We start from the raw sequence: 23120 nt of genomic DNA on the forward strand, positions 1-23120 counted from the left end.
TCATTTCCCGCTCACGCGTTGGACAATGCCGACTGTTGCTCGTCGATACGGGGATGGTGGCACTCGGCGGCGTGTCCGGGCACCAGCACATCCAGCGAACGCGGCGGGCGCTGCTCGGCGCAGATCTCGGTGGCGGCCGCGCACCGGGTGCGGAACCGGCACCCCGACGGCGGGTTGAGCGGTGAGGGCACCTCGCCCTTGAGCAGGATGCGCTCGCCGCGCTGCTCGTCACGCAGTTTCGGGGCCGCCGACATCAGCGCCGACGTGTAGTGGTGGGACGCACGGTCGAAAACGGCCTCGGTCGGGCCATTTTCGATGATCCGGCCGAGATACATGACGGCCACCCGATCGGCGACGTGGCGCACCACCGACAGGTCGTGCGAGATGAAGACGTAGGAGATCTTCAGTTCCTGCTGCAGATCATTGAGCAGGTTGAGCACCTGGGCCTGCACCGAGAGGTCGAGCGCGGACACCGGCTCATCACAGATGATGACCTCGGGGTTGAGCGCCAGCGCCCGCGCGATGCCGATGCGCTGGCGCTGACCGCCGGAGAACTCCTGCGGGTACTTACCGAAGGCCTTGGCGCCCAGGCCGACCAGATCGAGCAGGCCACGGACCCGCATGTCCCGGTCCGCCCGCGACGCGTACAACGCCTTGTGGGTGCGCCACGGCTCGGCGATGATCTCGGCCGCGGTCATCCGGGAGTTCAGCGAGGCGTAGGGGTCCTGGAACACCATCTGCACGCGGCGGCGGAACGCGAGCAGATCCTTACCCTTCAGCCCGAACGGGTCGATACCGTCGAAGGTGACCGATCCGGAGTCCGGGCGTTCCAGCATCATCAGGGTGCGGGCCAGAGTGGACTTGCCGCAACCGGATTCGCCGACCAGGCCCAGCGTCTCGCCGCGGGCCAGGTCGAGGTCGATACCGTCCAGGGCGCGCAGCGTCTTGCCGCCGGACACTCGGAACGATTTGGTCAGCTCGCGAACCGACAACACCTGATCGGTGCCCTGAGGCAGAGTGGCATCGATATCAGGCATTGGAGACCTCCCCGGCGAAATGGCAGGCGGACTTGCGCCGGCTGCCAGCGTCCTGCAGACCCGGACGGGTGCTGCGACAGATATCGCGGACCAGCGGGCAACGGTCCTGGTAGACGCAGCCGGGCGGGATCGAGTGCAGGTCCGGTGGCGAGCCGCCGATGGACTTCAGTTCGGCCCCGCGTTCGGCGGCGACGGGCACCGAGTCCAGCAGGCCCTTGGTGTAGGGGTGCTTCGGGTCGCCGAAAACCTCGGCAACCGAACCGGTTTCGACGATGCTGCCGGCGTACATCACAGCAACCCGGTCGGCCTCCTCGGCGACCAGCGCGAGATCGTGGGTGATCAGCACGACGGCCATGTCGTATTCGGTGCGCAGGCTCTTCAGCAGCGCCATGATCTGCGCCTGCACCGTGACATCCAGTGCGGTCGTCGGCTCATCGGCGATCAGCACCTTGGGGTTCAGCGCGACGGCCATCGCGATGAGCAGGCGCTGCCGCATACCGCCGGAGAACTGATGCGGGTAGGCCTTCATCCGCTCCTCGGGCTGCGGGATACCCACGCGCTCCATCAGTTCCATGGCCCGCCGTTTGGCTTCCTTGGCCTTCATCCCGTGGTGGATGCGGAACGGCTCGGCGAGCTGGGTGCCGACGGTGTAGAGCGGGTTGAGGGCGGTGAGCGCGTCCTGGAAGACGATCGCGAGCTCGGGGCCGGCCATCTCGCGGCGCTTCTTGCGGTCAGCGGTGATCAGATCGGTGTCACCGATGCGCGCCGATCCGTCCACCACCTGGGCGACCGGCTCCAGCAGGCCGACCAGCGCGGTGGCGGTCATCGACTTACCGCAGCCCGATTCCCCGAGCAGCGCCAGCGTCTCACCGCTGCGGGCGGCGAAGCTGACGTGGTCGACGGCGCGGACGGTGCCGGCGATGGTGCGGATGTCGACGGTGAGATCCTCCACCCGCAACGCGGGGTCGGCGTCCGTCCGATCCACGGGCGGGTGTTCGGCGACAGCAGTCATCTACAGAGCCTTTCCGGACTTGGCGAAGCGGGACAGTCGCTTCTGCGGAACAGTCAGCCGCCACCGCTGGGCGGGATCGGTGGCGATACGTGCCCAGGCCGCCAGGATGGTGGCCGACACCGTGGTGATGACGATGGCGAGGCCCGGCAGGAAGGACAGCCACCACGCGGTGTGCAGGTAGGTGCGGCCCTGGGCGACCATCAGGCCCCAGCTGACGTCGGGGGGCTGAATTCCGATGCCCAGGAAGCTCAGCGAGCTCTCGGCCAGCATCACGTAACAGAAGTCCAGGGTGGCCACCGTCAGCAGGGTCGGCAGCACGATGGGCAGCACATGCCGGGTGATGATCGAGGTGCCGCTGGCGCCGAAGGTGCGGGCGGCGTCGACGAACACCCGGGTGGACAGCTCAGCGGACTCGGCGCGGGCGGTGCGCAGGTAGACCGGGATACGGGTGATCGCCAGCACCGCAACAATATTGGCCGCGCTCGGGGAAAACACGTAGAGCACGACCACGGCGAGCAACAGCGACGGGAAGCTCATGATGACGTCGGCGACCCGCATCGCGACGGTCTCACGCCACCCGCGGTAGTAGCCGGCCCACATGCCGATGATGGATCCGACGACGGCCGAGATCACCACGGCGGGTATGGCCACCGACAGGGTGGTCTGGCAGGCGACGATGAGACGGGCCAGCATGCTGCGGCCCAGCGGGTCGGTGCCGAGCACGTTGGCCCAGCCGTGGGCGAGGGTGAAGGGCGCCTGGTTGGAGTTGTCCAGGTCGATGTCGGTGGCCAGATCGCCGACCAGCATCGGGCCGAACAGCGCGGTCAACGCGACCAGGCCGAGGACGGTGGCGGCGACGGCCGCCACCCGGTCGTTGACCAGCATGCGGAACCACACCGAGCGACCGGACGTCTTGCGCGATCCCGGTTCTCCGACGATGGCGGTGGTCGGCTTGACCGGCACCAGATCGATTTGAGTCATCTGTCTTTCCTTAAACCTTGGCCGGTTCCCGGACGCGTGCGTCGAGCAACGCGTAGCAGGCGTCGATGGCGATGTTGAGGATGAAGATGCTGACGGCGGTGAGCAGAACCGCTGCCTGCAGCACCGCGAAATCACGTTGCAGGATGGCGTCGATCATCAGCTTGCCGATACCTGGCCAGCCGAAGATGGCCTCCACCACCACGGCGCCGTTGATCAGCCCGACGGCCAGGTCCCCGGCCACGGTCAGCGCGGGAGCCGCCGCATTGCGCAGCGCGTGGTGGGTGACCACCCGAAAATCGCTGGCACCCTTGCTACGGGCCAGCCGGACATAGGGAGCCGACAGTGCCGACACCATGGCGCCGCGCACCACCTGCGTCAGCACGCCGAGCGGCCGGATCATCAGGGTGGCGATCGGCAGCACCCAGGACAGCACCCCCGCGTCGGTACCCGAGGTGGGCAGCCAACCCATCAGCACCGAGAACAGCCAGACACCGGTGATGGCGAACCAGAAGTCCGGGATCGATGCCGCGGTCATGGACAGCAGGCTGGAGAACCGGTCGGCCAGCGAGTTGGGCCGGTAGGCGGCCCAGCAGCCGATGACGACGGCGCCGATGATGGCGAGCAGCATGGTCACGAAGGCCAGCTGCAGGGTGGCCGGAAAGGCGCGCAGCGCCATCTCGGATGCGGATTCGCCGGTGCGCAGCGAGGTTCCGAAGTCCAGGTGGACGATGCCCTTGAAGTAGTCGAAGAGCTGGACGATCAGTGGGTCGTTGAAGCCGTTGGCGTCGGCGAAGGCCTGGCGCTGATCGGGTGTCGCGGATTCGGGCAGGTACAGGTTGGTGGGATCGCCGGTGAGCCTGGCAAGCAGGAACACCCCCAGCAGCACGATCACCAACGGTAATGCGCTGGTGTACATCCGGCGTCGAACGAAGGAGAACATAACGGGCGGGACCCTTCAGGAGAGGATGTTGACTGTCAGGACTGGTCGGTGCGGTCGGATGCGGCGGGCGTCATCGTGGCCAGCAGCATTTCGTCGCCGGTCGCCGGGTTGGGTTCGTAGTCGACCCGCGCAGACTTGCCGAGGATGCCCCGCATGTGGGCGATATAGGCGAACTGCAGGATCTTCTCCGGTTCGTCGGCGAAGATCTGGGCGTAGGCCTGTTGGCGCTGTTCGCCGGTGAGCCTGCCCGCCGCGTCGATCTGCTCATCGAAAGCGGTTGTACCGAAAGCACTCTGGGCACCGTCCGAGCGCATGTACTGATCGACGGAGAAGGCGGCGTCACCGGCCTGGTTGCCGTGCTGGATCAAGGCCAGGAACGGCCCGGCATTGGCCGGGAACGGCTGTAGCTGGTACTCCAGTTGGGCTGCGGTATCCATCATCTCGATCTTGACGTTGAGTCCGGCGTCGGCCAATTCGCTCTGGATCACCTCGACCGTCTCGGTGACGCCCGGGAACTGACTGTTGCGGCCGATCAACCGGATCTGGCGGTCCACCGGCACCCCGTCGGCCCGCGCCTCGTCGACGAGTTGGCGGGCTTTGTCCGGGTCGTGCGGCCACAGCGCCAGATCGGAGTTGAAACCGACGACCCCCTCGGGGATCAGCTGCGCCGCAGGCTCGCCCAGCCCGCGGAACAACGCCTTCACGATGCCGGTGCGGTTGACCGAATAGTTGATGGCCTGACGTACCCGCATATCGTTCAGCGGCGCCTCGGTGCCGGTGATGCGCAGCGCGGTGGTCTCGTTGTTCTGGAACGGCACACCGAGATCTCCGGCCCCGTCCTCGGGTCCGAGCCCGGTCGCGATGTCCACCTCGTCGTTGGTGAGCATCGCGGCGCGCACACTTCCCTCACTGCGCCACTTGTATTCGGCGCGCGCGAAGGCCGGCGGGGTTCCCCAGTAGGTGGGGTTGCGCGCCAGGGTGAGCTTCTGGCCGTAATCCCAGCGTTCGATCGCGTACGGCCCGGTGCCGATGGGCTCGCGGACCTTCTCGGTCATGCTGGTGGTCACCGGCACCATCTCGACGAACGAAATGCGCAGCGGCAGAATCGGATCGGGCTCGGTGGTGCCGACGACGACGGTGCGCTCGTCGGGCGTCTGCAGGGCCAGCACCTCGTCACCGAAGACGTAGCCGTCGACGTTGCACTGCAGATCGGAGTTGACCGCGCGGTCGATGGAGAACGCGGCGTCGGCTGAGGTGAACGGCGCTCCGTTGGAGAAGGTCACACCGTCGCGCAGGGTGAAGGTCCACTCGTTGGGCGACGTCTGCTCCCACCCGGTGGCCAGCAACGGCAGCAGATCGCCGGTGGTGGAATCACGCTCGGCCAGCGGCTCGGTGATGTTGGAGCGGGTCACGATGCCGGTCGAGGTCAGCGAGCCCTCGCACGGCTCCAGCGTGGGCGGCTCCTGGGGGAGCACGATCCGCAGGGTGTCGGGGTCATAGCCACCGCTGCCGGTATTGGCGACGCTGCACCCGGCGGCCAGCACGGCCACGCTGGTGAGAAGGGCGAGCCGGCGCAGCGAGGCTCGGGCAACTGTCGCGGCCATCGGGACCTCCAGATCAAGGATGTGGGCTGTACTACCTGCGCCCATCGGCAGTGACGTCTACGTATGTGGACGTTGCCTGTGATGGTAGACACACCGTAGGAGCGGTTCTCGGACAGCGTCAACCGCCCGAAAAGGGGCGCTGACCGGTTCGCGCGGCTCGACCGACGCCGCAGATGGGCCGCGGAAATCGCCGTTGAACTGGGAGTTTCACCGAGCGACCGAGGCTTTGATACCCGGGACAGGCGCAGAATTGCCTAGTCATGCGGGTTCTGCATTAACCCATGCTATTTCCGTGTTGGACAGGTATCCGCAGCTCTCAATACCGTACGTAGTGAGCAGCGAAGGAGCAGCCATGCCCGATTCAGCCAACATCCTGCAGGTCGGCCCCCTCAAGCCGTCCCTGGCCGAGACCCTGCGCACCCGTTATCGGGCGCAGATCCTCCCCGACGATGCCGCTGAGCGGGCGGAGTTCCTCGCCCATTCCGGCGCCGACATCACCGCCGTCGTCACCTCCGGGCGCACCGGCGTGGACGCGGCGCTGATGGCCGAGTTGCCTCGCCTCGGGGCGGTGGTGAACTTCGGCGTCGGCTACGACACCACCGATGTCGAGGCCGCCGAAGCTCGGGGCGTCGGGGTGAGTAACACCCCCGACGTCCTGACAGACTGCGTCGCCGATACGGCGGTGGGCCTGTTGATCGACACCATGCGCCAGTTCTCCGCAGCCGACCGCTACGTGCGGGCCGGCCAGTGGTCGGCCGGCGGCAACTACCCGCTGACCCGACAGGTGAGCAACACCCGGGTGGGGATCATCGGGCTGGGACGCATCGGCGGTGCAATCGCCAAGCGGCTCAGCGCGTTCGGATGCACGATCAGCTACCACAACCGCCGCGAGGTCACCGACTCTGCCTACACCTACGTCGGTTCGCCGGCCGAGCTCGCGCAGCGGGTCGACGTGCTGGTGGTCGCCGCGGCCGGCGGCAGCAGCACCGAGAAGCTGGTCGACGCCGCGGTCCTCGACGCGCTCGGGGCCGACGGCTACCTGATCAACATCGCCCGCGGCAGCGTTGTCGACGAGGCCGCCCTGGTGGCGGCCCTGCGCGACGGCCGACTGGCCGGCGCCGGGCTCGACGTGTTCGCCGACGAGCCCAACGTCCCTTCCGAGTTGCTCGGACTGGACAACGTGGTGCTGCTCCCCCATGTCGGCAGCGGCACCGTGCAGACCCGCGCGGCGATGGAGGACCTCACGCTGCGCAATCTCGACGAATTCCTGGCCACCGGCAGGTTGGTCACCCCCGTGCTGCAGCCCGGCGCACGCGTCTAGACGATCACCTGTTCCACCAGGTCATCGGTCGTCCACTCGCGGGGCGGCAGCACATCGCGCAGCAGCCTCAGCAGCGCCGGGTTGGTGCTGTCCCCGCGCCACGCGGCGTCGAGTTCGACCGGGCGTTCCCGGAACACCCCGATGGTCCGGAACACCACCCCCTCGGGGTGCAGCGTCGCCGCCGAGGCCGGGACCAGCGCGATCCCGATCCCGGAACGCACCAGCACGAGCATGGTGTGCACCTGGGTGACGAACTGCACGAAGCGCGGCGTCGCGCCGGCGATGGTGAACGTGCTGATCAGCAGTTCGTTGAAATACCGCGCCTGCACCGGCGAGTACATCACGAAGTCCTGGCCGTCGAGATCGTTGAGGGTGAGCTGACGTGCCTGCTCGGTGAGCGGGTGCCCGGCGGGCAGCGCGGCCACCAACTGCTCGTGCAGCAACGGACGGGACACGATGCCGGGCCGCTTCAGGGGTGGCCGCGCCATCCCGAGATCGATCTCGCCGCTCATCAGCGCCTCGATCTGCACCGATGAGACCATCTCGCGCAGTTCGAGTTTCACATCGGGAAGGATGCTGCGCGTCTGCTCGAGCAGGCGCGGGAGCACCGCATGCGCGGAGGCCGCGGTGAATCCGACCACCACCGTGCCCAGGTCACCCGCCGGCACCCGGCGCACGGTGAGCGCGGCGCTCTCGGCCAGCGCCACGATGCGGCGCGCGTCGGGCAGGAAGGCCACTCCGGCCGGGGTCAGGGTCACCGAGCGGGTGGTCCGGTCGATGAGTTGCACGCCGAGTTCGGCTTCCAGCTGCTGGATCTGGCGACTCAGCGGGGGCTGGGTCATGTGCAGACGCTCGGCGGCGCGGCCGAAATGCAGTTCCTCGGCGACGGCGATGAAACAGGACAGCCGGGCCAGTGAGAACATCCATGCACTCCTCGTATCACCGCACCGATGCGGGACGTCAGCAGTGCATCAGTCTAGCTCGCGGCCGGCGCGAAGGACTCCAACTCGTATTTGTGGTGGAAGGCGCGCAACTGTTCATAGCGGTACCGGTTATAGGCCATCGGTTCCAGCAGTGCCCACTTCGGCAACCACCGCCGCGCGGCCCGGATGCCGGCCCGGTAGCAGGCGAATTCGAGCTGCTTTCGCGAGTTCCAGCTGCTGCCCAGCAATTCCATCATCTTCGGATGAGTGGTCGACTCCGCGCAGATACGGGCCGGCCGGGCCAGCACCGGGGCCGCCAACCGCCAGGCCGGCGCGATGGCCCGGTGCAGCCAGCGCGGGCCGAACAACGTCGGCACCGGTGGCGCGCCGAACTGGTCGGCGGCCCAGAGCAGGAACGGATTGACCGCCAGTTCGGTGGCCGCAATCTCGTCGTAGTAGGCCTGCATCTCGGCCACCGTCGGCGGGACTTCGGATACGGCGCTGGGCAACCCGAAATCGGCCATGGCGCATACCGTTCGATACACGACCTCGCACTGCTCGGCGGTCAGATCCTTACCGTAGACCGCGACGTAGCCGGCGTAGAAGATGTTCAGCGATGTGGTGCCGACCCATTTCCACAGTGCGGGATCCAGCGCGCTGAAACGTTCGCCCTCGAAATCGCCTGTGCCGACACCGCGAACCGCCCCGTGTTTGGACTTCAGCCGGTCCTGGGCGGCGCGGCGGTCGGCGTCATCGCCGAAGGTCAGCGGGCCGTTCCACAGATAGCTGTTCAGCCCACGGTCGGTGAAGTTCGAGGCGAAGCGCCCACTGGCATCGACGGCGGCGGCGACCTTGCGGTAGGCCACCTGGTCGAGCGCCAGCCGTCCGAACAGACCGAACGCCAACGGCATCCCCATCCACCAGCGGACATCGGCGGCCAGCTCGTGATGCGGCTGCCCGGGGTCCCAGGGCTTCGGAGCTGCCGTGCTCGTTTCGATTGCGGTGCCGGTCATCTGATCTCCCATCACAAAACAGGAAACACCTGTGTGCAGATTGAGGAAACCAGCCTGATATGCACTGTGTCAAGATGGTTCGATGGTTACCCGGCGGTATGGTGGGCAGACCGCCGGTGACCGGATCGCCGAACGCCGCGCCCGGTTGCTCGCCGCCGGACTCGACCTGATGGGCACCCGCGGTATCGCGGGCACCACGGTGCGTGGCGTCACCGAGGCCTCGGGGGTCGCGGCACGCTACTTCTACGAGAGTTTCCCCGACATCGAGGCGCTGCATCTGGCCGTCTACGACATGGTCGTCGAGGAGAGCGCGCGCCGGTCGGTCACTGCGCTGGCCGAAGCGCCCGATGACGGCCTCGCGAGAACCCGCGCGGTGCTGGCCGAACTGGTCGACCTGATTCTGGCCGACCCACGCAAGGGCCGGATCCTGGTGTTGGAGGCCACCGCATCGCCGGCGTTGGGCCGGCGCAGCCTGCAGGAATCCAGCCGGTTCGCCGGCATGCTGGCATCCACGGCATCCAGTGGCGATCCGAGCCTGCCCACCGACGATCTCCCCACCGACCTGCGGTTGGTCTCGCAGTTCCTGGTCGGTGGCGTCATCAGCACCATCGGAGCGGTGCTGCTCGGCGATGTCGAGGTCGACCGCGAGCACCTGGTGGAGGTGCTGGTGCGACTGTTCGAAGCGGTGCGCGCGCCGGCCGCACGCCAACCACGAGATGACGACTGACGGAGAGACACCGGACGACTGCGCGTCACCTGCGGGCAAGGTCGGCATCTGACACTGCGGCGTGTCGACGAATCTCAGCCGCCGGGCGTTGCTCGGCGGGGCCCTGGCCGTCGCGGCGGTTCCGCTGGTCGGCTTCGGCCGGTCCGGTTCGCCCGCCGACCCGTTCACCCTCGGGGTGGCCTCCGGTGAACCGGTCCCCGATGGCGCGGTGATCTGGACGCGACTGGCGCCGGTCCCGCTGGCCGATGACGGCCACGGCGGAATGCCCTGGCGGACGGTCGATGTCGAGTGGGAGGTCGCCACCGACGACCGCTTCCGCGGTGTCGAACAGCGCGGGATGGCGGTGGCCGCACCGGAATCGGCGCATTCGGTGCGCATCGAACTCGCCGGCCTGCGTCCGGGCACCGAGTACTTCTACCGGTTTCGCACCGGTGGGTACCTGTCGGCGACCGGGCGGACCCACACGGCACCGGAGCCCGGCGCGCTCGCGCCCCTGACGATGTGTGTCGCGTCGTGCTCGAACTATGAACAGGGCTGGTTCACCGGCTACCGACGACTCGCCGAGGACCACCCGGATCTCGTGGTGCACCTGGGTGACTACCAGTACGAGTACGCCGGCCGTGACGGCGGTGTGCGCAGGCACATAGGACCGGAAACCGTCACGCTGGCCCACTACCGCCAGCGGTTCGCGCAGTACAAGACCGATCCCGATCTGCAGGCCGCACACGCCGCCGCACCGTGGCTGGTGGTGTTCGACGACCACGAACTGGACAACAACTGGGCCGCCGATACGCCCGAGGAACCACAACCGGGCTTCCCCGCCCGGCGCGCCGCGGCGATGCAGGCCTACTACGAGAACATGCCGCTGCGGGCCCCGGCACGGCCGCAAGGGGCCGCGATGCAGCTCTACCGGCGCGTGCAGTGGGGCGCGCTGGCGACCATTCACATGCTCGACACCCGCCAGTACCGGACCGATCAGGCCTGCGGCGATGCGTATGACGCCGACTGCCCGGAGCTCAACTCCGCGGGACGCACACTGACCGGGGCCGCGCAGGAACGCTGGCTGCTCGACGGCCTGCGGGATTCACGGGCCCGCTGGGACATCCTCGGCCAGCAGGTGTTCTTCGCGCCGCTGGATGTGGTGGCGGGACCCCGACGCGGCGTCAACGCCGACGCATGGGACGGATACACAGCCGGCCGCGACCGGATCACCGCCGGGCTGGCGGGTGCGCGCAACCCCGTCGTGCTGACCGGCGATGTGCACTCGCATTGGGCCGCGGAGATCAGCGATCCCCGGACGGGGCCGGTGGCAACGGAATTGGTGACGACATCGATCTCGTCGGGTGGAGACGGTTCGGACTCCCGCCCGGATGTGGACGCGATCCTTCCGGAGAATCCGCACATCAAATATTTCAGCAACCGCAGGGGCTACGTCCGCACCCGCATCACGGCCGACGAACTGCGAGCCGACTTCCGGACGCTACCGTTCGTGACCCGTCCCGGTGCGCCGGCACGCACGGATGCGACGTTCGTCATCGCCGACCGCGCCCCGGTCCTCACGTGAGCTTGATGGCCGCGATCTTCATCCGGCGCACGGATTCCTCCCACTCGGCGAGGGTGGGATACGCCCCGCCGCGGAAGGCCATCCCCATCTGCCGTTGCGCCTTCTTCGGGCTGTAGGACCTGGCGATCCGGTCGGCGATGCCGGCGACGGTGGCGGGTTCGGTGATGAGTTCGCCGCGCATGGTGCTGGTCTTACCGCGGTAGGACACCTGTGCGTCGGCGCCGTCGCGGAAGTTGTACTTCCACTGCGCCTCCAGCACGACATAGAGCGCACCGTCGAGCGCATGCGCGCTCACCGGCGTCGCATAACGCTTCCCGGTCTTGCGACCGGTGAAGGCCACCAGCATGAAATCGCCGACGACGCCGCCCAGTGGGGTCTTGAGGGCAACCTTCAACACCCGGTTGACGGCGTTGAGCAGCAACTGCGGTGGGTGGGCGACGTCAACTGCCGGCTGGTCTTCCATCCACCCACCGTAACGGGGCGAGCGAAGCGACGGGAGAAAAGACAGGACCTACCAGCGTGGGCTGACCAGTTCGAAGTTCGGGTCGACCGTCTGCATGTAGCCGGTGTCGTCGCGATCCCGGATCCCACAGCGCAGGTACTGCTCGTGCAGTGCGGCCAGCGAGTCCTCGTCGATCTCGACGCCCAGGCCCGGCGCGGTGGGCACCGGGACGGAGCCGTCCACGAAGCACAGCGCACCGTCCTTGACGACCTCTTCGGTCTTCCACGGCCAGTGCGTGTCACAGGCGTAGCTGAGGTTCGGTGTCGCGCCGGCCAGGTGCACCATCGCGGCCAGGCTGATGCCCAGATGGGAGTTGGAATGCATGGACAGGCCGAGACCGAACGTCTCGCAGATCCCGGCGAGCAGCCGGGATCGTTGCAGCCCGCCCCAGTAATGGTGATCGGAGAGCACGACTTTCACCGAGCCCTTGGCCACGGCGGGTGCCAGCTGATCGAACGCGACGACGCACATGTTGGTGGCCAGTGGAAGCGGCGACTCACTGGCCACGGAGGCCATCCCGTCCAGGCCCGGCGTCGGATCCTCCAGATACTGCAGGATGCCTGCCAATCCGGAGGCGACCTTCACCGAGGTCTGCGGGGTCCACGCGGCGTTGGGATCCAGCCGCAGCGGCATGCCGGGGAACGCCTCGGCCAGCGCCTCGATGGCCGCCATCTCCTCCTCGGGAGGGAACACCCCGCCCTTGAGTTTGATTGCGGTGAAACCGTATTCGTCGATGATGCACCGCGCCTGGGCCACCAGGCCGGCCGGATCGAGGGCTTCGCCGAAGCGATCGGGCTGCCGACCGGGGTGGGCGCCCCATTTGTAGAACAGGTAGGCGCTGAACGGGACGGCATCGCGGACCTTGCCGCCCAGCAGATCCGATACCGGCCGGCCCAGGATGTGGCCCTGCACATCGAGGCAGGCCACCTCGAACGGCGAGAACACCTGATCCACCGCACTGGCCGTGGTGATCATGCCCGCTGTGCCGACGGCGGCGTCATCACCGGCCAGCCGGACGGCGATGGCGGCCCGGATCCCGTTGAGCGCAAACACATCCAACCCGATGATCGCCTCGGCTGCGGCGTTCAGCCTGGCCAGATGACGGGTGTCTGCGTAGGTCTCGCCGAGGCCCACCAGGCCCGCATCGGTGTCCAGCTGGATGATCGCGCGCAGCGCGTAGGGCTGGTGCACCCCGACCGTGTTGAGCAACGGCGGGTCGACGAACGCGACCGGGGTGATGCGGGCGCCGGTGATCCTGATCGGCGCCATGCTCAGCGGGCCTCGCTCAACGATGCGGCCAGCACCGCACGACCGGCGGCGATGATCGAATTCAGCTGGGCAAGGTCATCGGCGTGCGGCATCACCAGCGGCGGACGCACCGGACCCGCAGGCACGCCCTCCATGGTCACGCCTGCCTTGACCAGCGAGACGGCGTAGCCGGGAACGGTGTCGCGCAGCTGGACCAGCGGGATGAAGAAGGCGTTGAGCAGCGCGTCGGTCAGCGCGGTGTTCCCGGATTCCAGTGAGTTGTAGAACGCCAGCGCCAGGTCGGGCGCGAAGGCGAACGTCGCCGACGAGTACAGCGGCACGCCGATGGCGCGGAACGCCAGCTGGGTGGTCTCGGCGGTGGGCAGACCGTTGAAGAACAGGAAGTCGGGGTCGACCTCGCTCTTCACCGCCGCCACGATGCGCGCCACCTGGTCGAAATTGCCGGTGCCGTCCTTGAATCCGATGACGTTTCCGATCTTGGCTACGGCGACGGCGGAGGCCTCGGTGAACTTCGCGTTGTTGCGGTTGTAGACGATGACCGGCAGGTCGGTCGCCCCGGCGACGGCGGCGACGAAGTCGACCAGACCGGGCTGCGGTACCTCGACGAGGTAGGGCGGTAGCAGCAGCAGGCCGTCGGCGCCGGCTTCCTGCGCGGTGACGGCGAAGCGCTTGGCCTGGGCCACTGAGCCACCCGCACCGGCGTACACCGGGACGCGGCCGGCGACGACCTTGACCGCGGTGGTGACGATGTCGCGGAACTCGTCCTCGTCGATGGCGTGGAATTCGCCGGTGCCGCAGGCGATGAAGATCCCGCCGGGGCCGGCCTCCAGACCCTTGGTGAGGTGGGCGGCCAGGGCGTCGAGATCGACGGCACCGGATTCGGTGAAGGGCGTGACGGGAAAGAACAGGACGCCGTCAAAGTTCGGACGCATGGGCGGGCCTTTCGAGTGTGGTGTGGGTGTGTGTCAGTCTTGGGAGAGTCGGCCGTCGACGCGACGCCAGATCTGCTCGGGGTTCCCGTCGGCAATGGCGCTGGGCAGCAATGTCTTCGGGACGTCCTGGTAGGCGACCGGACGCAGGAAGCGCTCGATGGCGCGGGCCCCGACCGAGGTGGTCCGGGAATCCGAGGTGGCGGGGAACGGGCCTCCGTGCACCATGGCGTGGCACACCTCGACACCGGTCGGCCAGCCGTTGAACAGAATCCGGCCCGCCTTGAGTTCGAGCAGCGGCAGCAACTCGCGTGCGGCGTCGAGATCGGAGTCGTCGGCGTGCACGGTCGCAGTCAGCTGACCCTCGATGCCCTGGGCGACAACGGCAACCTCCGCCGCGTCGGCGCAGCGCACGATCAGACTCGTCGCCCCGAACACCTCGGCCTGCAGGTCCTCCGACGCCAGGAAGCTCTTCGCATCGGTGGTGAAAAGTGCGGCCTGGCCGCAGGTTTCACTTCCTTCGACGCCGCGCGCGACCAGCGCGGCGGCGGCCGCCAGCGACTCCACGCCGGACGCGTAGCTGCCGGCGATGTTCGGCGTGAGCATCGGGGTGGCGGGGGCGGCCGAGACGGCCTCCCGGGCGGCGGCGACGAAGGCGTCCAGGCCGGGGCCGTCGACGGCGATGACCAGGCCCGGGTTGGTACAGAACTGGCCCGAGCCCATGGTGAGCGAGCCGATGAACGCCGTGCCGAGTTCGGCGCCGCGGGTGCTCAGCGCCCCGTCGAGCAGGAACACGGGGTTGATCGAGCTCATCTCGGCGTAGACCGGGATGGGTTCGGGCCGCGCCGCGGCAGCGGCGACCAGAGCCGTTCCGCCGGTGCGGGATCCGGTGAAGCCGACGGCCTTGATCCGCGGATCGGTGACCAGATCGATGCCCAGTCCCGGACCGCTGCCGAACAGCAACGAGAAGGTGCCCGCGGGCAGGCCGCTCTCGGCGACGGCGTCGGTAATGGCCCGCGCGACGATCTCGGAGGTGCCGGGGTGCGCGTCGTGACCCTTGACGACCACGGGGCACCCGGCGGCCAGCGCCGAGGCGGTGTCACCGCCGGCGACGGAGAACGCCAGCGGGAAGTTCGAGGCGCCGAACACCGCGACCGGGCCCAGCGGGATGAAACGCTGACGGATGTCGGGGCGCGGCAGCGGCGCACGATCGGGCAGCGCGTTGTCGATGCGGGCGCCGTTCCAGCTGCCCTCGCGCAGCACTTCGGCGAACAGCCGCAGCTGGCCGGTGGTGCGCCCGACCTCGCCGGTGATGCGGGCCTGTGGCAGACCGCTCTCGGCGACGGCGCGGGCGATCAGGGTTTCCTTGACCGCTTCGATGCGCGCGGCGATTGCCTCGAGGAACTGGGCGCGCTGCTCGGACGTGGTGGCCCGGTAGACCGGGAACGCGGCGGCGGCCGCGGCGGCGGCGGCCTCGACGTCGGCGCTGTCGCCGTGCCGGTAGGCCGGTTCGAGCGGTTGACCGGCGGCGGGGTCGAATCCGCGGATCTCGGCACCGGTTCCGCTGACGGGCGATCCCGCGATGATCATCTGTCCGGTCAGCTGATGGGCGAGGGTGGCAGTCATGGCCTTAACGCTAAGACGCCGATCCATTCATGTCCAAGACCGATTCAGCGCCAACTAATGCAGTGGATGAATCAATCTATGGCCCTGCGCTAGGCGCAGATTCGGCGGCGCTGCTCGAGAACCGCCAGCACGGTACGGCCGATCTCAGCCAGGTCCAGCGGTGTGGCGCTCGGCGGTGACGCGACGCCCACCAGCGTGACGCCGTCGGCCACCCCGGCGGTCTCGATATCGGCGATCAGACCGGCCAGCCCGCGCACGGTCCCCGCATAGCGCACACCGCGGCCGGACTCGTCGGCGCCGAACGAGGCACAGGCGGCACGCACATCCCCGGCCACCGCCACGGTGACGTCCAGGATCACCGCCACATCGGCGTCGTCATCGCGGAGCCGGGCCCGGGTCCGGCGGGCTTGCTGCAGGTCGGCGGCGGCCACCCGGACCACCGGCTCGGGACCGCAGGTCAGTTCACTCCACGCTTCATCCGCCACGAATAACCGCACCCCGCCACGCTACGAAGAGGGGCGCGAGCGGCCCATGGTTGCGATCAGCACGACGTGAACGCAACATGGCGGGGCAGCGCGCCGCGCGCGGGCCGGTCGGGTGGCTTAGTAGTTTGTAACAGTGACAGCGGAGCCCGGGCAGGCCATACCTCCCCAGTACCTACTTTCCCCGGCGGCAGCTCCCCCGCGGACCCTGATCGACGTCCTCTACGACACCGCGAACCGTTTCCCGGATGCCCCCGCGATCGATGACGGCGACGTGCAGCTGACCTATTCGGAACTGGTCAGCGATATCGAAGAGAGCGTGCAGTGGCTCGCCGCCCGCGGCGTCGGCCGCGGCGATCGCGTCGGCATCCGGATGGCCTCGGGCAGCTACGCGCTCTACACCGCGATCCTGGCCACCCTTGCCACCGGGGCCGCCTACGTCCCGGTCGACGCCGACGACCCCGAAGAACGGGCCGCACTCGTGTTCGGGGAGGCGCAGGTGGTGGCCATCATCACCGACGCGGGCCTGGTGCGCGGCCCGGGATCCTCGCGCGGCTGGCGAGCGGCGGCACCGCTGACCCGCGATGACGCCTGGATCATCTTCACCTCCGGATCGACCGGTACACCCAAGGGTGTGGCGGTCACCCACCGCAACGCGGCCGCCTTCGTCGACGCCGAGGCCCGGATGTTCCTCGCCGGCGCGCCGCTGGGCCCCGGTGACCGGGTGCTCGCCGGGCTGTCGGTCGCCTTCGACGCATCCTGCGAGGAGATGTGGCTGGCCTGGCGCCACGGCGCCTGCCTGGTGCCCGCTCCGCGGTCGCTCGTGCGCAGCGGTATGGACCTGGGTCCGTGGCTGGTGACCCGCGACATCACCGTCGTCTCGACCGTCCCGACCCTGGCCGCGCTGTGGCCCGCCGAGGCGCTGGAAGCCGTCCGGCTGCTGATCTTCGGCGGCGAGGCCTGCCCACCCGAACTGGCCGAACGCCTCGCCGTCGACGGTCGCGAGGTATGGAACACCTACGGCCCCACCGAGGCGACCGTGGTGGCCTGCGCGGCGCCGCTGGACGGAAGATCCGCGGTGAGCATCGGGCTGCCGCTGGCCGGCTGGGACCTCGTCGTCGTCGACAAGGACGGGCTGCCGGTCGGGCTGGGCGAAACCGGCGAACTCGTCATCGGCGGTGTCGGGCTGGCCCGGTACCTGGACCCCGAGAAGGACGCCGAGAAATACGCACCGATGCCGACGCTGGGCTGGGCACGCGCCTACCGCAGCGGGGACCTGGTGCGGCTGGAGGCCGACGGCCTGTACTTCCAGGGTCGCGCCGACGACCAGGTCAAGGTCGGTGGACGCCGCATCGAACTGGGCGAGGTGGACGCCGCGCTGGTGAACCTGCCCGGCGTCAGCGGCGGGGCGGCCGCGGTGCGCCGTACCACCAGCGGCACTCCCCTGCTGGTCGGCTACATCGCCAGTGCCGATCCGGGCTTCGACGTGGCCGCGGCCCGCACCGCGCTGTCGGAGGCCCTGCCCGCGGCGTTGGTGCCCCGACTGGTCCTGCTCGACGAACTGCCCACCCGGACCTCGGGCAAGGTCGACCGCAACGCGCTGCCGTGGCCCCCGCCCGGAGCAGCCGCGGAGGAGGAACCCGACCTCGGCGGCACCATGGGCTGGCTGGCCGGCCTGTGGCGCGATGTGCTGGCCGCGGCGGTGGATGGCCCGGAGGCCGATTTCTTCGCCCTCGGCGGTGGATCCCTGTCGGCCGCGCAACTGGTCACCGCGGTCCGCGGACGCTACCCGCAGGTGACCGTCGCCGATCTGTACGACCACCCCCGGCTCGGCTCACTGGCCGGTTACCTCGACGAGCTGGCCCCGCCGCCGGAGGTGGTGCGCCGCGATGTGAAGCCGACACCGGTGCTGACCCAACTGGCGCAGGTGGCGATGTCGTTGCCGCTGGCGACGCTGACCGGCCTGCAGTGGGTGATCTGGCTGGCGATCCTCAACAACATCGCGGCCGCCACCGAGCTGGTGCCGTGGGCGGCAACGGCGAACTGGTGGTGGATCGTCGCCGGCTTCCTGCTCTTCATCACCCCGCCGGGCCGGATGGGCATCGCCGTACTCGGCGCCCGCACCCTGCTGTCGGGATTGCAGCCGGGCAGCTACCGCCGCGGCGGTAGCGAGCATCTGCGCGTCTGGTTCGCCGAGCGACTGGCCGAGGCCAGCGGTGCGGAGAATCAGGCCGGCGCCCCGTGGCTGGTGTATTACGCTCGCGCCCTTGGCAATACGGTCGGCAAAGGGGTCGACCTGCACTCGGCGCCGCCGGTCACCGGCATGCTGACCCTGGGCCACCGTTGTTCCATCGAACCCGAGGTCGACCTGACCGGACACTGGATCGACGGCGACGTGTTCCATGTCGGACCGATCACCGTCGGCAACGACTCCACCATCGGCGCGCGCACCACCCTCTTCCCGGGCGCGGTCGTCGGCAAGAACGCCGATGTCGCCGCGGGCTCCGGCGTGGTCGGCAAGGTGAAGAACGGCCAGTACTGGAAGGGTTCGCCGGCAGCGAAATCCGGTAAGGCACGCCACCCCTGGCCGCAGGAGCGGCCCGGCCGCGCACCGGTGTGGGTGGCCTTCTACAGCGTGACATCGATGCTGCTGGGTGGGCTGCCGCTGGCCGCGCTGGCCGCCGGGCTCGCCGTGCTTGGCTGGGCCATCCGCGGCACCGCCACCCCGGCCGACGCCCTGCTCCCCGCCCTGGCCTGGACACCGGTGGCGGCACTGGTGGCAATGGTGGTGTACGCGGGGCTGACGGTGATCGGGGTGCGCCTGCTCTCGGCAGGCCTGACCGAGGGCTATCACCCGGTGCGCAGCCGCGTCGGCTGGCAGTTGTGGGCCACCGAGCGGCTGATGGATGCCGCGCGCAACTACCTGTTCCCCATCTACGCCAGCCTGCTGACACCGTGGTGGCTACGCCTGCTCGGCGCGAAAATCGGTAAGGACACCGAGATCTCGACAGCGCTGCTGACCCCGAAGTTCACCGAGGTGCAGGACGGCGCGTTCCTGGCCGATGACACCATGGTGGCCTCCTACGAACTCGGCGGCGGATGGATCCACGTCGCGAAGGCGACGATCGGCAAACGCGCATTCCTCGGCAACTCCGGCATCACCCAGCCGGGACGCCGGGTCCCCGACGACGGTCTGGTGGCGGTGCTGTCGGCGGCACCGCACAAGTCCAAGGCCGGCTCGTCGTGGCTGGGCAGCCCGCCGATCCGGTTGCGCCGCAAACCCACTACCGCCGATGTGATCCGCACCTTCAATCCGTCGGTCAAGCTGCGGGTGATGCGCTCGGCCGTGGAGACCTGCCGCCTCATCCCGGTCATCGTGACCTTCGCGATCGGCGTCGCGGTGCTGGCCGCGCTGCACCAGCTGGCCGATGCCATCGGCTACGGCTGGACCGCGCTGGCCGGCGGGCTGGTGCTCCTGATCGCCGGAGCGGTGGCCGGAGCCATCGCGGTGGCGGCGAAATGGCTTGTGGTGGGCCGTATCGACGCCATCGAGCACCCGTTGTGGTCATCGTTCGTGTGGCGCAATGAGGTCTCGGACACCTTCGTGGAGACGGTGGCCGCACCGTGGTTCGCCCGGGCCGCCACCGGCACTCCGGTGATGAACATCTGGCTGCGCGGGCTCGGTGCGAAGATCGGCCGCGGGGTGTGGTGCGAGACGTACTGGCTGCCCGAGGCGGACCTGATCACCCTGGGCGACGGCAGCACCGTCAACCGCGGCTGCGTGGTGCAGACCCACCTCTTTCACGACCGGATCATGCGGATGGACACCGTCATCCTCGACGAGGGCGCGACACTGGGCCCGCACTGTGTGGCTCTGCCGGCATCGCGGATCGGCGAGGGCGCCACCGTCGGACCGGCATCGCTGGTGATGCGCGGTGACGAGGTGCCGCGGTGGACCAGGTGGCAGGGCAACCCGATTGCGCCGTGGACGATCAAACGGCCGAAGAAGCACGACCGGTGACGCCCGCCAAGAAAGCTGCCCGCAAGGCGGCACACCAACCCCCGGTCATCGACCCCTACCTGCCCCGCAACGGTAACTTCGGCTACCGGGTGTCGCGGTACGAATTGGATCTCGAATACAAGGTGGCGATCAACCGTCTCGCCGGGACCGTCACGATCACCGCGGCGACGCTGGCCGCCCTGCGCACCTTCACCCTGGACCTGTCCGACGCGCTGTCGGTGTCGAAGGTGACGGTCAACGGCCGGCGCCCCGCCCAGTTCCGGACGTCGGCGGGCAAGCTACACATCACGCTCGGCGCCACGCTGCCCGCCGGTGCGGCGATGACCGTCGCGGTCCGCTACGGCGGAACCCCCAAGCCGCTGCGAACCCTATGGGGCGAGGTCGGTTTCGAGGAGCTGTCCAACGGCGCCCTGGTGGCCGGACAGCCCAACGGCGCGGCCTCCTGGTTCCCCTGCGACGATCATCCGGCCGCCAAGGCCAGCTTCCACATCCGGATCAGCACCGAAAGCCCGTACTACGCGCTGGCCAACGGTGAACTGCTGTCCAAGCAGGTGCGGGCCAGCTTCACCACCTGGGTCTACGAGCAGACCGAGCCGACCTCGACCTACCTCATCACCCTGCAGATCGGCGAGTACAACCGCCACCGGCTGCAGAAGAGCCCGGTACCCATGCACGCCGTCCTCCCGGACCGGTTGCGGCGCAACTTCGAACACGATTTCGGCCGGCAGCCCCAGATGATGAAGCTGTTCACCCGCCAGTTCGGCCCCTACCCGCTCGCGGGCGGTTACACCGTCGTCGTCACCGATGACGATCTGGAGATACCACTTGAGGCGCAAGGGCTTTCGATATTCGGAGCCAACCATTGCGACGGCAGGCGCAGCGCGGAGCGGTTGATCGCCCACGAACTCGCCCATCAGTGGTTCGGCAACTCGGTGACGGTGCGCCGCTGGCGTGACATCTGGTTGCACGAGGGATTCGCCTGCTATGCGGAGTGGCTGTGGTCCGAGGAGTCCGGCGGCCCCAGCGCCGACGAGCGGGCGCGGTCGTATCACCGCAGGCTGAAGGACTCACCCCAGAACCTGCTGCTGACCGACCCGGGCCCGGCCGATATGTTCGACGACCGGGTGTACAAACGGGGTGCGCTCACCCTGCATGCGCTGCGCGGCGTGATCGGCGACGACAACTTCTTTGCGCTGCTTCGTGATTGGACCACCCGGTACCGGCACAGCACAGCCGTCACCGATGACTTCACCGGCCTGGCTGCCAATCACGCCGACGTGTCGCTGCGCACACTGTGGGACCGCTGGCTGTACTCCAAGGACGTACCGGACCTGTGACCGACGCCAGCGCGGCGGTGCCGGCCCGCGGTCCGGTGACGCGGGGAAGCGTCGCCCGCGTCGGGGTCGCCACCGCACTGTCCGCGCTGTGCGGGTACGCCGTGCTCTATCTGGCCGCCCGTGACCTGGACCCGGCCGGGTTCTCCCTGTTCGGGGTGTTCTGGGGGGCGTTCGGGCTGGTCAGCGGCGCCGCCAACGGCCTGCTGCAGGAATCCACCCGCGAGGTCCGCGCGATGCGCGGGCAACACCGTCCCGCCGCCACCACGCGGCCCATGCGGATCGCCGCCGTCGTCGGCATCGGCTCCGCGGTGCTGATCGCGGTCACCGCGCCGCTGTGGTCGGCCCGGGTGTTCACCGAGGACCAGGTGCTGAGCGTGGTCCTGTTGAGCATCGGGCTGGCCGGATTCTGCTTGCACGCAACGCTGCTCGGGATGCTCGCCGGGGTGGACCGCTGGACGCAGTACGGGTCGCTGATGGTGACCGATGCGGCGTTTCGGGTGGCGATCGCCGCAACCGCCTTCGTGCTGGGGTGGGGGCTGGCGGGTTTCCTGTGGGCCACCGTCGCCGGGTCGGTGGCCTGGCTGATCCTGTTGGCGCTCTCGCCGGCGACTCGCGACGCGGCCCGGCTGACGGCCGCGGGCAGCGCCCGTACCTTTCTGACCGGAGCCTTCCACTCGGTGGCCGCGGCCGGCGCCAGCGCCGTCCTCATCATGGGTTTCCCGGTGCTGCTCAAGGCCACCACCGGTGAACTCGGCGCGGCAGGGGGCGTGGTGATCCTGGCGGTGACGCTCACCCGGGCACCGCTGCTGGTACCGCTGACCGCCATGCAGGGCAACCTGATCGCGCACTTCGTGGACCAGAGCCACCGTCGTCTGCGGGCGCTGGTGGTGCCGGCCGTGGCGGTGACCACGATCGGCGGCCTTGGTGTGGTAGCCGCCTGGTCGGCCGGACCGTGGCTGCTGCGCAGCGCCTTCGGCCCCGACTATCAGGCCGCGGGCGGGCTGCTGGCCTGGTTCACCGCGGGTGCAGTGGCCATCGCCCTGCTCACCCTCACCGGTGCGGCTGCCGTCGCGGCGGCGCTGCACCGCGCGTATGCGGCGGGGTGGGTTGGCGCCACGCTGGCCGCGGTGGCGCTGCTGCTCCTCCCGCTGGACCTGGAGACCCGGACCGTCATCGCGTTGTTGTGCGGGCCGATCGTGGGCATCGCCGTGCACCTGTACGCACTCGCCGCGGCCGATCGCGGGTAGTCAGTAGCGGCCGAGCATATCGGCCAGCATCGCGAGTTTGCGCTCCTCGAACTCCGGGTCGGCCATCACCGGCCGCAGGATGGCCGCACCGTCGAAGGTGTTGGTCAGGATCGCCGTCAGCACGGCCCTGGCGTCGTCGGGGAGTCCATCTGTGGGCGTGACCGCGCCGGCGGCATCGAAGATCTTGGCGCTGTACTCGGTGAGCACGACATGCAGGGTGGCGCGCAGCTTTTCATCGGTACGGGCGGCGACCATCAACTCGTAGAGCACAGCGTTGGTGTCGCTGGCCGTGATATCGCGCAGCACGGAGAGCACTGCGGGCAGCGCCGGTTCGCCGCTCGGGATCTGAGCCACCTGCTTGCTGAACGATTCGAGCTGCCTACGCAGCACCTCATACCCGGTGGCGGCCATGAAGTCCCCCATCGTCGGGTAATGCCGGAACAACGCACCGACCGAAAGGCCGGCCCGTTTGGCGATGACCGCCGCCGATGCCCGCGCGTAACCCATCTCGACGATGGTCGCGATGCTGGCGTCCAGAAGCCGCGCAATGGTGTCCGCGCGGCGCTGCTGCTGGGTGCGGGCCAT

At 68.9% G+C, this 23120-nt stretch carries 19 protein-coding genes; 6 read left to right on the top strand and 13 right to left on the bottom strand.

The genetic code is table 11. The annotated features are described in order from the left end of the window. Window positions 1-11 precede the first annotated feature (11 nt). The 5 genes from C6A86_RS25875 to C6A86_RS25895 are packed head-to-tail and all read right to left on the bottom strand — an operon-like array spanning window position 12 to window position 5574. Entirely contained in the window at window positions 12-1037 is a 1026-nt protein-coding gene (locus C6A86_RS25875; RefSeq protein WP_105365470.1) for an ABC transporter ATP-binding protein, read from the bottom strand. After that, window positions 1030-2049, bottom strand: coding sequence for an ABC transporter ATP-binding protein (locus tag C6A86_RS25880; RefSeq protein WP_105365471.1), 1020 nt, complete (start codon window positions 2047-2049; stop codon window positions 1030-1032). The genes C6A86_RS25875 and C6A86_RS25880 overlap by 8 nt, the downstream gene beginning before the upstream one ends. Then, complete coding sequence (locus C6A86_RS25885; protein WP_105365472.1) at window positions 2050-3030, bottom strand: ABC transporter permease; 981 nt, start codon at window positions 3028-3030, stop codon at window positions 2050-2052. Window positions 3031-3040: 10 nt separating this feature from the next. Then, entirely contained in the window at window positions 3041-3970 is a 930-nt protein-coding gene (locus C6A86_RS25890) for an ABC transporter permease (RefSeq protein WP_105365473.1), read from the bottom strand. Window positions 3971-4005: 35 nt separating this feature from the next. Continuing rightward, window positions 4006-5574 (bottom strand): ABC transporter substrate-binding protein, encoded by a 1569-nt coding sequence (locus C6A86_RS25895; RefSeq protein WP_105365474.1) that lies wholly within the window; start codon window positions 5572-5574, stop codon window positions 4006-4008. Between the two features lie 352 nt (window positions 5575-5926). Between C6A86_RS25895 and C6A86_RS25900 the strand changes: the two genes are divergently transcribed. Next, window positions 5927-6895: a 2-hydroxyacid dehydrogenase gene (locus C6A86_RS25900; RefSeq protein WP_105365475.1), complete on the top strand. Its 969-nt coding sequence runs from the start codon at window positions 5927-5929 to the stop codon at window positions 6893-6895. On the opposite strand, the gene C6A86_RS25905 is transcribed toward C6A86_RS25900, so the two are convergent. Both C6A86_RS25905 and C6A86_RS25910 read right to left on the bottom strand, forming a co-directional pair. Further along, window positions 6892-7818: a LysR substrate-binding domain-containing protein gene (locus tag C6A86_RS25905; RefSeq protein ID WP_105365476.1), complete on the bottom strand. Its 927-nt coding sequence runs from the start codon at window positions 7816-7818 to the stop codon at window positions 6892-6894. The genes C6A86_RS25900 and C6A86_RS25905 overlap by 4 nt on opposite strands. A 53-nt stretch (window positions 7819-7871) precedes the next feature. Further along, window positions 7872-8831, bottom strand: coding sequence for an oxygenase MpaB family protein (locus tag C6A86_RS25910; protein ID WP_233213188.1), 960 nt, complete (start codon window positions 8829-8831; stop codon window positions 7872-7874). 82 nt (window positions 8832-8913) lie between these two features. On the opposite strand from C6A86_RS25910, the gene C6A86_RS25915 reads away from it, so the two are divergent. Next, window positions 8914-9558, top strand: coding sequence for a TetR/AcrR family transcriptional regulator (locus tag C6A86_RS25915; RefSeq protein ID WP_105365477.1), 645 nt, complete (start codon window positions 8914-8916; stop codon window positions 9556-9558). Window positions 9559-9619: 61 nt separating this feature from the next. Next, window positions 9620-11122 (top strand): alkaline phosphatase, encoded by a 1503-nt coding sequence (locus C6A86_RS25920; RefSeq protein ID WP_105365478.1) that lies wholly within the window; start codon window positions 9620-9622, stop codon window positions 11120-11122. On the opposite strand, the gene C6A86_RS25925 is transcribed toward C6A86_RS25920, so the two are convergent. The 5 genes from C6A86_RS25925 to C6A86_RS25945 form a co-directional block, all read right to left on the bottom strand. Continuing rightward, window positions 11115-11585 carry a hypothetical protein gene (locus tag C6A86_RS25925; protein ID WP_105365479.1) on the bottom strand — a complete coding sequence of 157 codons (471 nt, stop codon included), beginning with the start codon at window positions 11583-11585 and terminating at the stop codon, window positions 11115-11117. The two genes, C6A86_RS25920 and C6A86_RS25925, sit on opposite strands and share 8 nt — an antisense overlap. A gap of 48 nt (window positions 11586-11633) precedes the next feature. Next, the gene (locus tag C6A86_RS25930) at window positions 11634-12899 is read right to left on the bottom strand and encodes a glucarate dehydratase family protein (protein WP_105365480.1); all 1266 of its coding nucleotides are present in this window, start codon (window positions 12897-12899) and stop codon (window positions 11634-11636) included. Further along, entirely contained in the window at window positions 12896-13825 is a 930-nt protein-coding gene (locus C6A86_RS25935) for a 5-dehydro-4-deoxyglucarate dehydratase (protein WP_105365481.1), read from the bottom strand. The genes C6A86_RS25930 and C6A86_RS25935 overlap by 4 nt, the downstream gene beginning before the upstream one ends. A gap of 33 nt (window positions 13826-13858) precedes the next feature. Next, window positions 13859-15448, bottom strand: coding sequence for an aldehyde dehydrogenase (NADP(+)) (locus C6A86_RS25940; protein WP_105365482.1), 1590 nt, complete (start codon window positions 15446-15448; stop codon window positions 13859-13861). A gap of 89 nt (window positions 15449-15537) precedes the next feature. After that, the gene (locus C6A86_RS25945) at window positions 15538-15933 is read right to left on the bottom strand and encodes a hypothetical protein (protein WP_105365483.1); all 396 of its coding nucleotides are present in this window, start codon (window positions 15931-15933) and stop codon (window positions 15538-15540) included. A gap of 133 nt (window positions 15934-16066) precedes the next feature. On the opposite strand from C6A86_RS25945, the gene C6A86_RS25950 reads away from it, so the two are divergent. The 3 genes from C6A86_RS25950 to C6A86_RS25960 are packed head-to-tail and all read left to right on the top strand — an operon-like array spanning window position 16067 to window position 22535. Further along, the gene (locus tag C6A86_RS25950) at window positions 16067-19951 is read left to right on the top strand and encodes a Pls/PosA family non-ribosomal peptide synthetase (protein ID WP_105365484.1); all 3885 of its coding nucleotides are present in this window, start codon (window positions 16067-16069) and stop codon (window positions 19949-19951) included. Then, on the top strand, window positions 19948-21288 hold the full coding sequence (locus C6A86_RS25955; RefSeq protein ID WP_105365485.1) for a M1 family metallopeptidase: 1341 nt from the start codon (window positions 19948-19950) through the stop codon (window positions 21286-21288). The genes C6A86_RS25950 and C6A86_RS25955 overlap by 4 nt, the downstream gene beginning before the upstream one ends. After that, on the top strand, window positions 21285-22535 hold the full coding sequence (locus C6A86_RS25960) for a lipopolysaccharide biosynthesis protein (RefSeq protein ID WP_105365486.1): 1251 nt from the start codon (window positions 21285-21287) through the stop codon (window positions 22533-22535). Before C6A86_RS25955 ends, C6A86_RS25960 begins: the two co-directional genes overlap by 4 nt. Here C6A86_RS25960 and C6A86_RS25965 read toward each other — a convergent pair whose 3' ends face one another. Further along, window positions 22536-23120 (bottom strand): TetR/AcrR family transcriptional regulator, encoded by a 585-nt coding sequence (locus tag C6A86_RS25965; RefSeq protein ID WP_105365487.1) that lies wholly within the window; start codon window positions 23118-23120, stop codon window positions 22536-22538.

The sequence above is a fragment of the Mycobacterium sp. ITM-2016-00316 genome (assembly GCF_002968335.2).
Classification (GTDB): domain Bacteria; phylum Actinomycetota; class Actinomycetes; order Mycobacteriales; family Mycobacteriaceae; genus Mycobacterium.

Bases quoted from the DNA above. Each gene is read 5' to 3' on its own strand.
- C6A86_RS25875 (WP_105365470.1), bottom strand. From the start codon at position 1,037: ATGCCTGATATCGATGCCACTCTGCCTCAGGGCACCGATCAGGTGTTG.
- C6A86_RS25880 (WP_105365471.1), bottom strand. From the start codon at position 2,049: ATGACTGCTGTCGCCGAACACCCGCCCGTGGATCGGACGGACGCCGAC.
- C6A86_RS25885 (WP_105365472.1), bottom strand. From the start codon at position 3,030: ATGACTCAAATCGATCTGGTGCCGGTCAAGCCGACCACCGCCATCGTC.
- C6A86_RS25890 (WP_105365473.1), bottom strand. From the start codon at position 3,970: ATGTTCTCCTTCGTTCGACGCCGGATGTACACCAGCGCATTACCGTTG.
- C6A86_RS25895 (WP_105365474.1), bottom strand. From the start codon at position 5,574: ATGGCCGCGACAGTTGCCCGAGCCTCGCTGCGCCGGCTCGCCCTTCTC.
- C6A86_RS25900 (WP_105365475.1), top strand. From the start codon at position 5,927: ATGCCCGATTCAGCCAACATCCTGCAGGTCGGCCCCCTCAAGCCGTCC.
- C6A86_RS25905 (WP_105365476.1), bottom strand. From the start codon at position 7,818: ATGTTCTCACTGGCCCGGCTGTCCTGTTTCATCGCCGTCGCCGAGGAA.
- C6A86_RS25910 (WP_233213188.1), bottom strand. From the start codon at position 8,831: ATGACCGGCACCGCAATCGAAACGAGCACGGCAGCTCCGAAGCCCTGG.
- C6A86_RS25915 (WP_105365477.1), top strand. From the start codon at position 8,914: ATGGTTACCCGGCGGTATGGTGGGCAGACCGCCGGTGACCGGATCGCC.
- C6A86_RS25925 (WP_105365479.1), bottom strand. From the start codon at position 11,585: ATGGAAGACCAGCCGGCAGTTGACGTCGCCCACCCACCGCAGTTGCTG.
- C6A86_RS25935 (WP_105365481.1), bottom strand. From the start codon at position 13,825: ATGCGTCCGAACTTTGACGGCGTCCTGTTCTTTCCCGTCACGCCCTTC.
- C6A86_RS25940 (WP_105365482.1), bottom strand. From the start codon at position 15,448: ATGACTGCCACCCTCGCCCATCAGCTGACCGGACAGATGATCATCGCG.
- C6A86_RS25965 (WP_105365487.1), bottom strand. From the start codon at position 23,120: ATGGCCCGCACCCAGCAGCAGCGCCGCGCGGACACCATTGCGCGGCTT.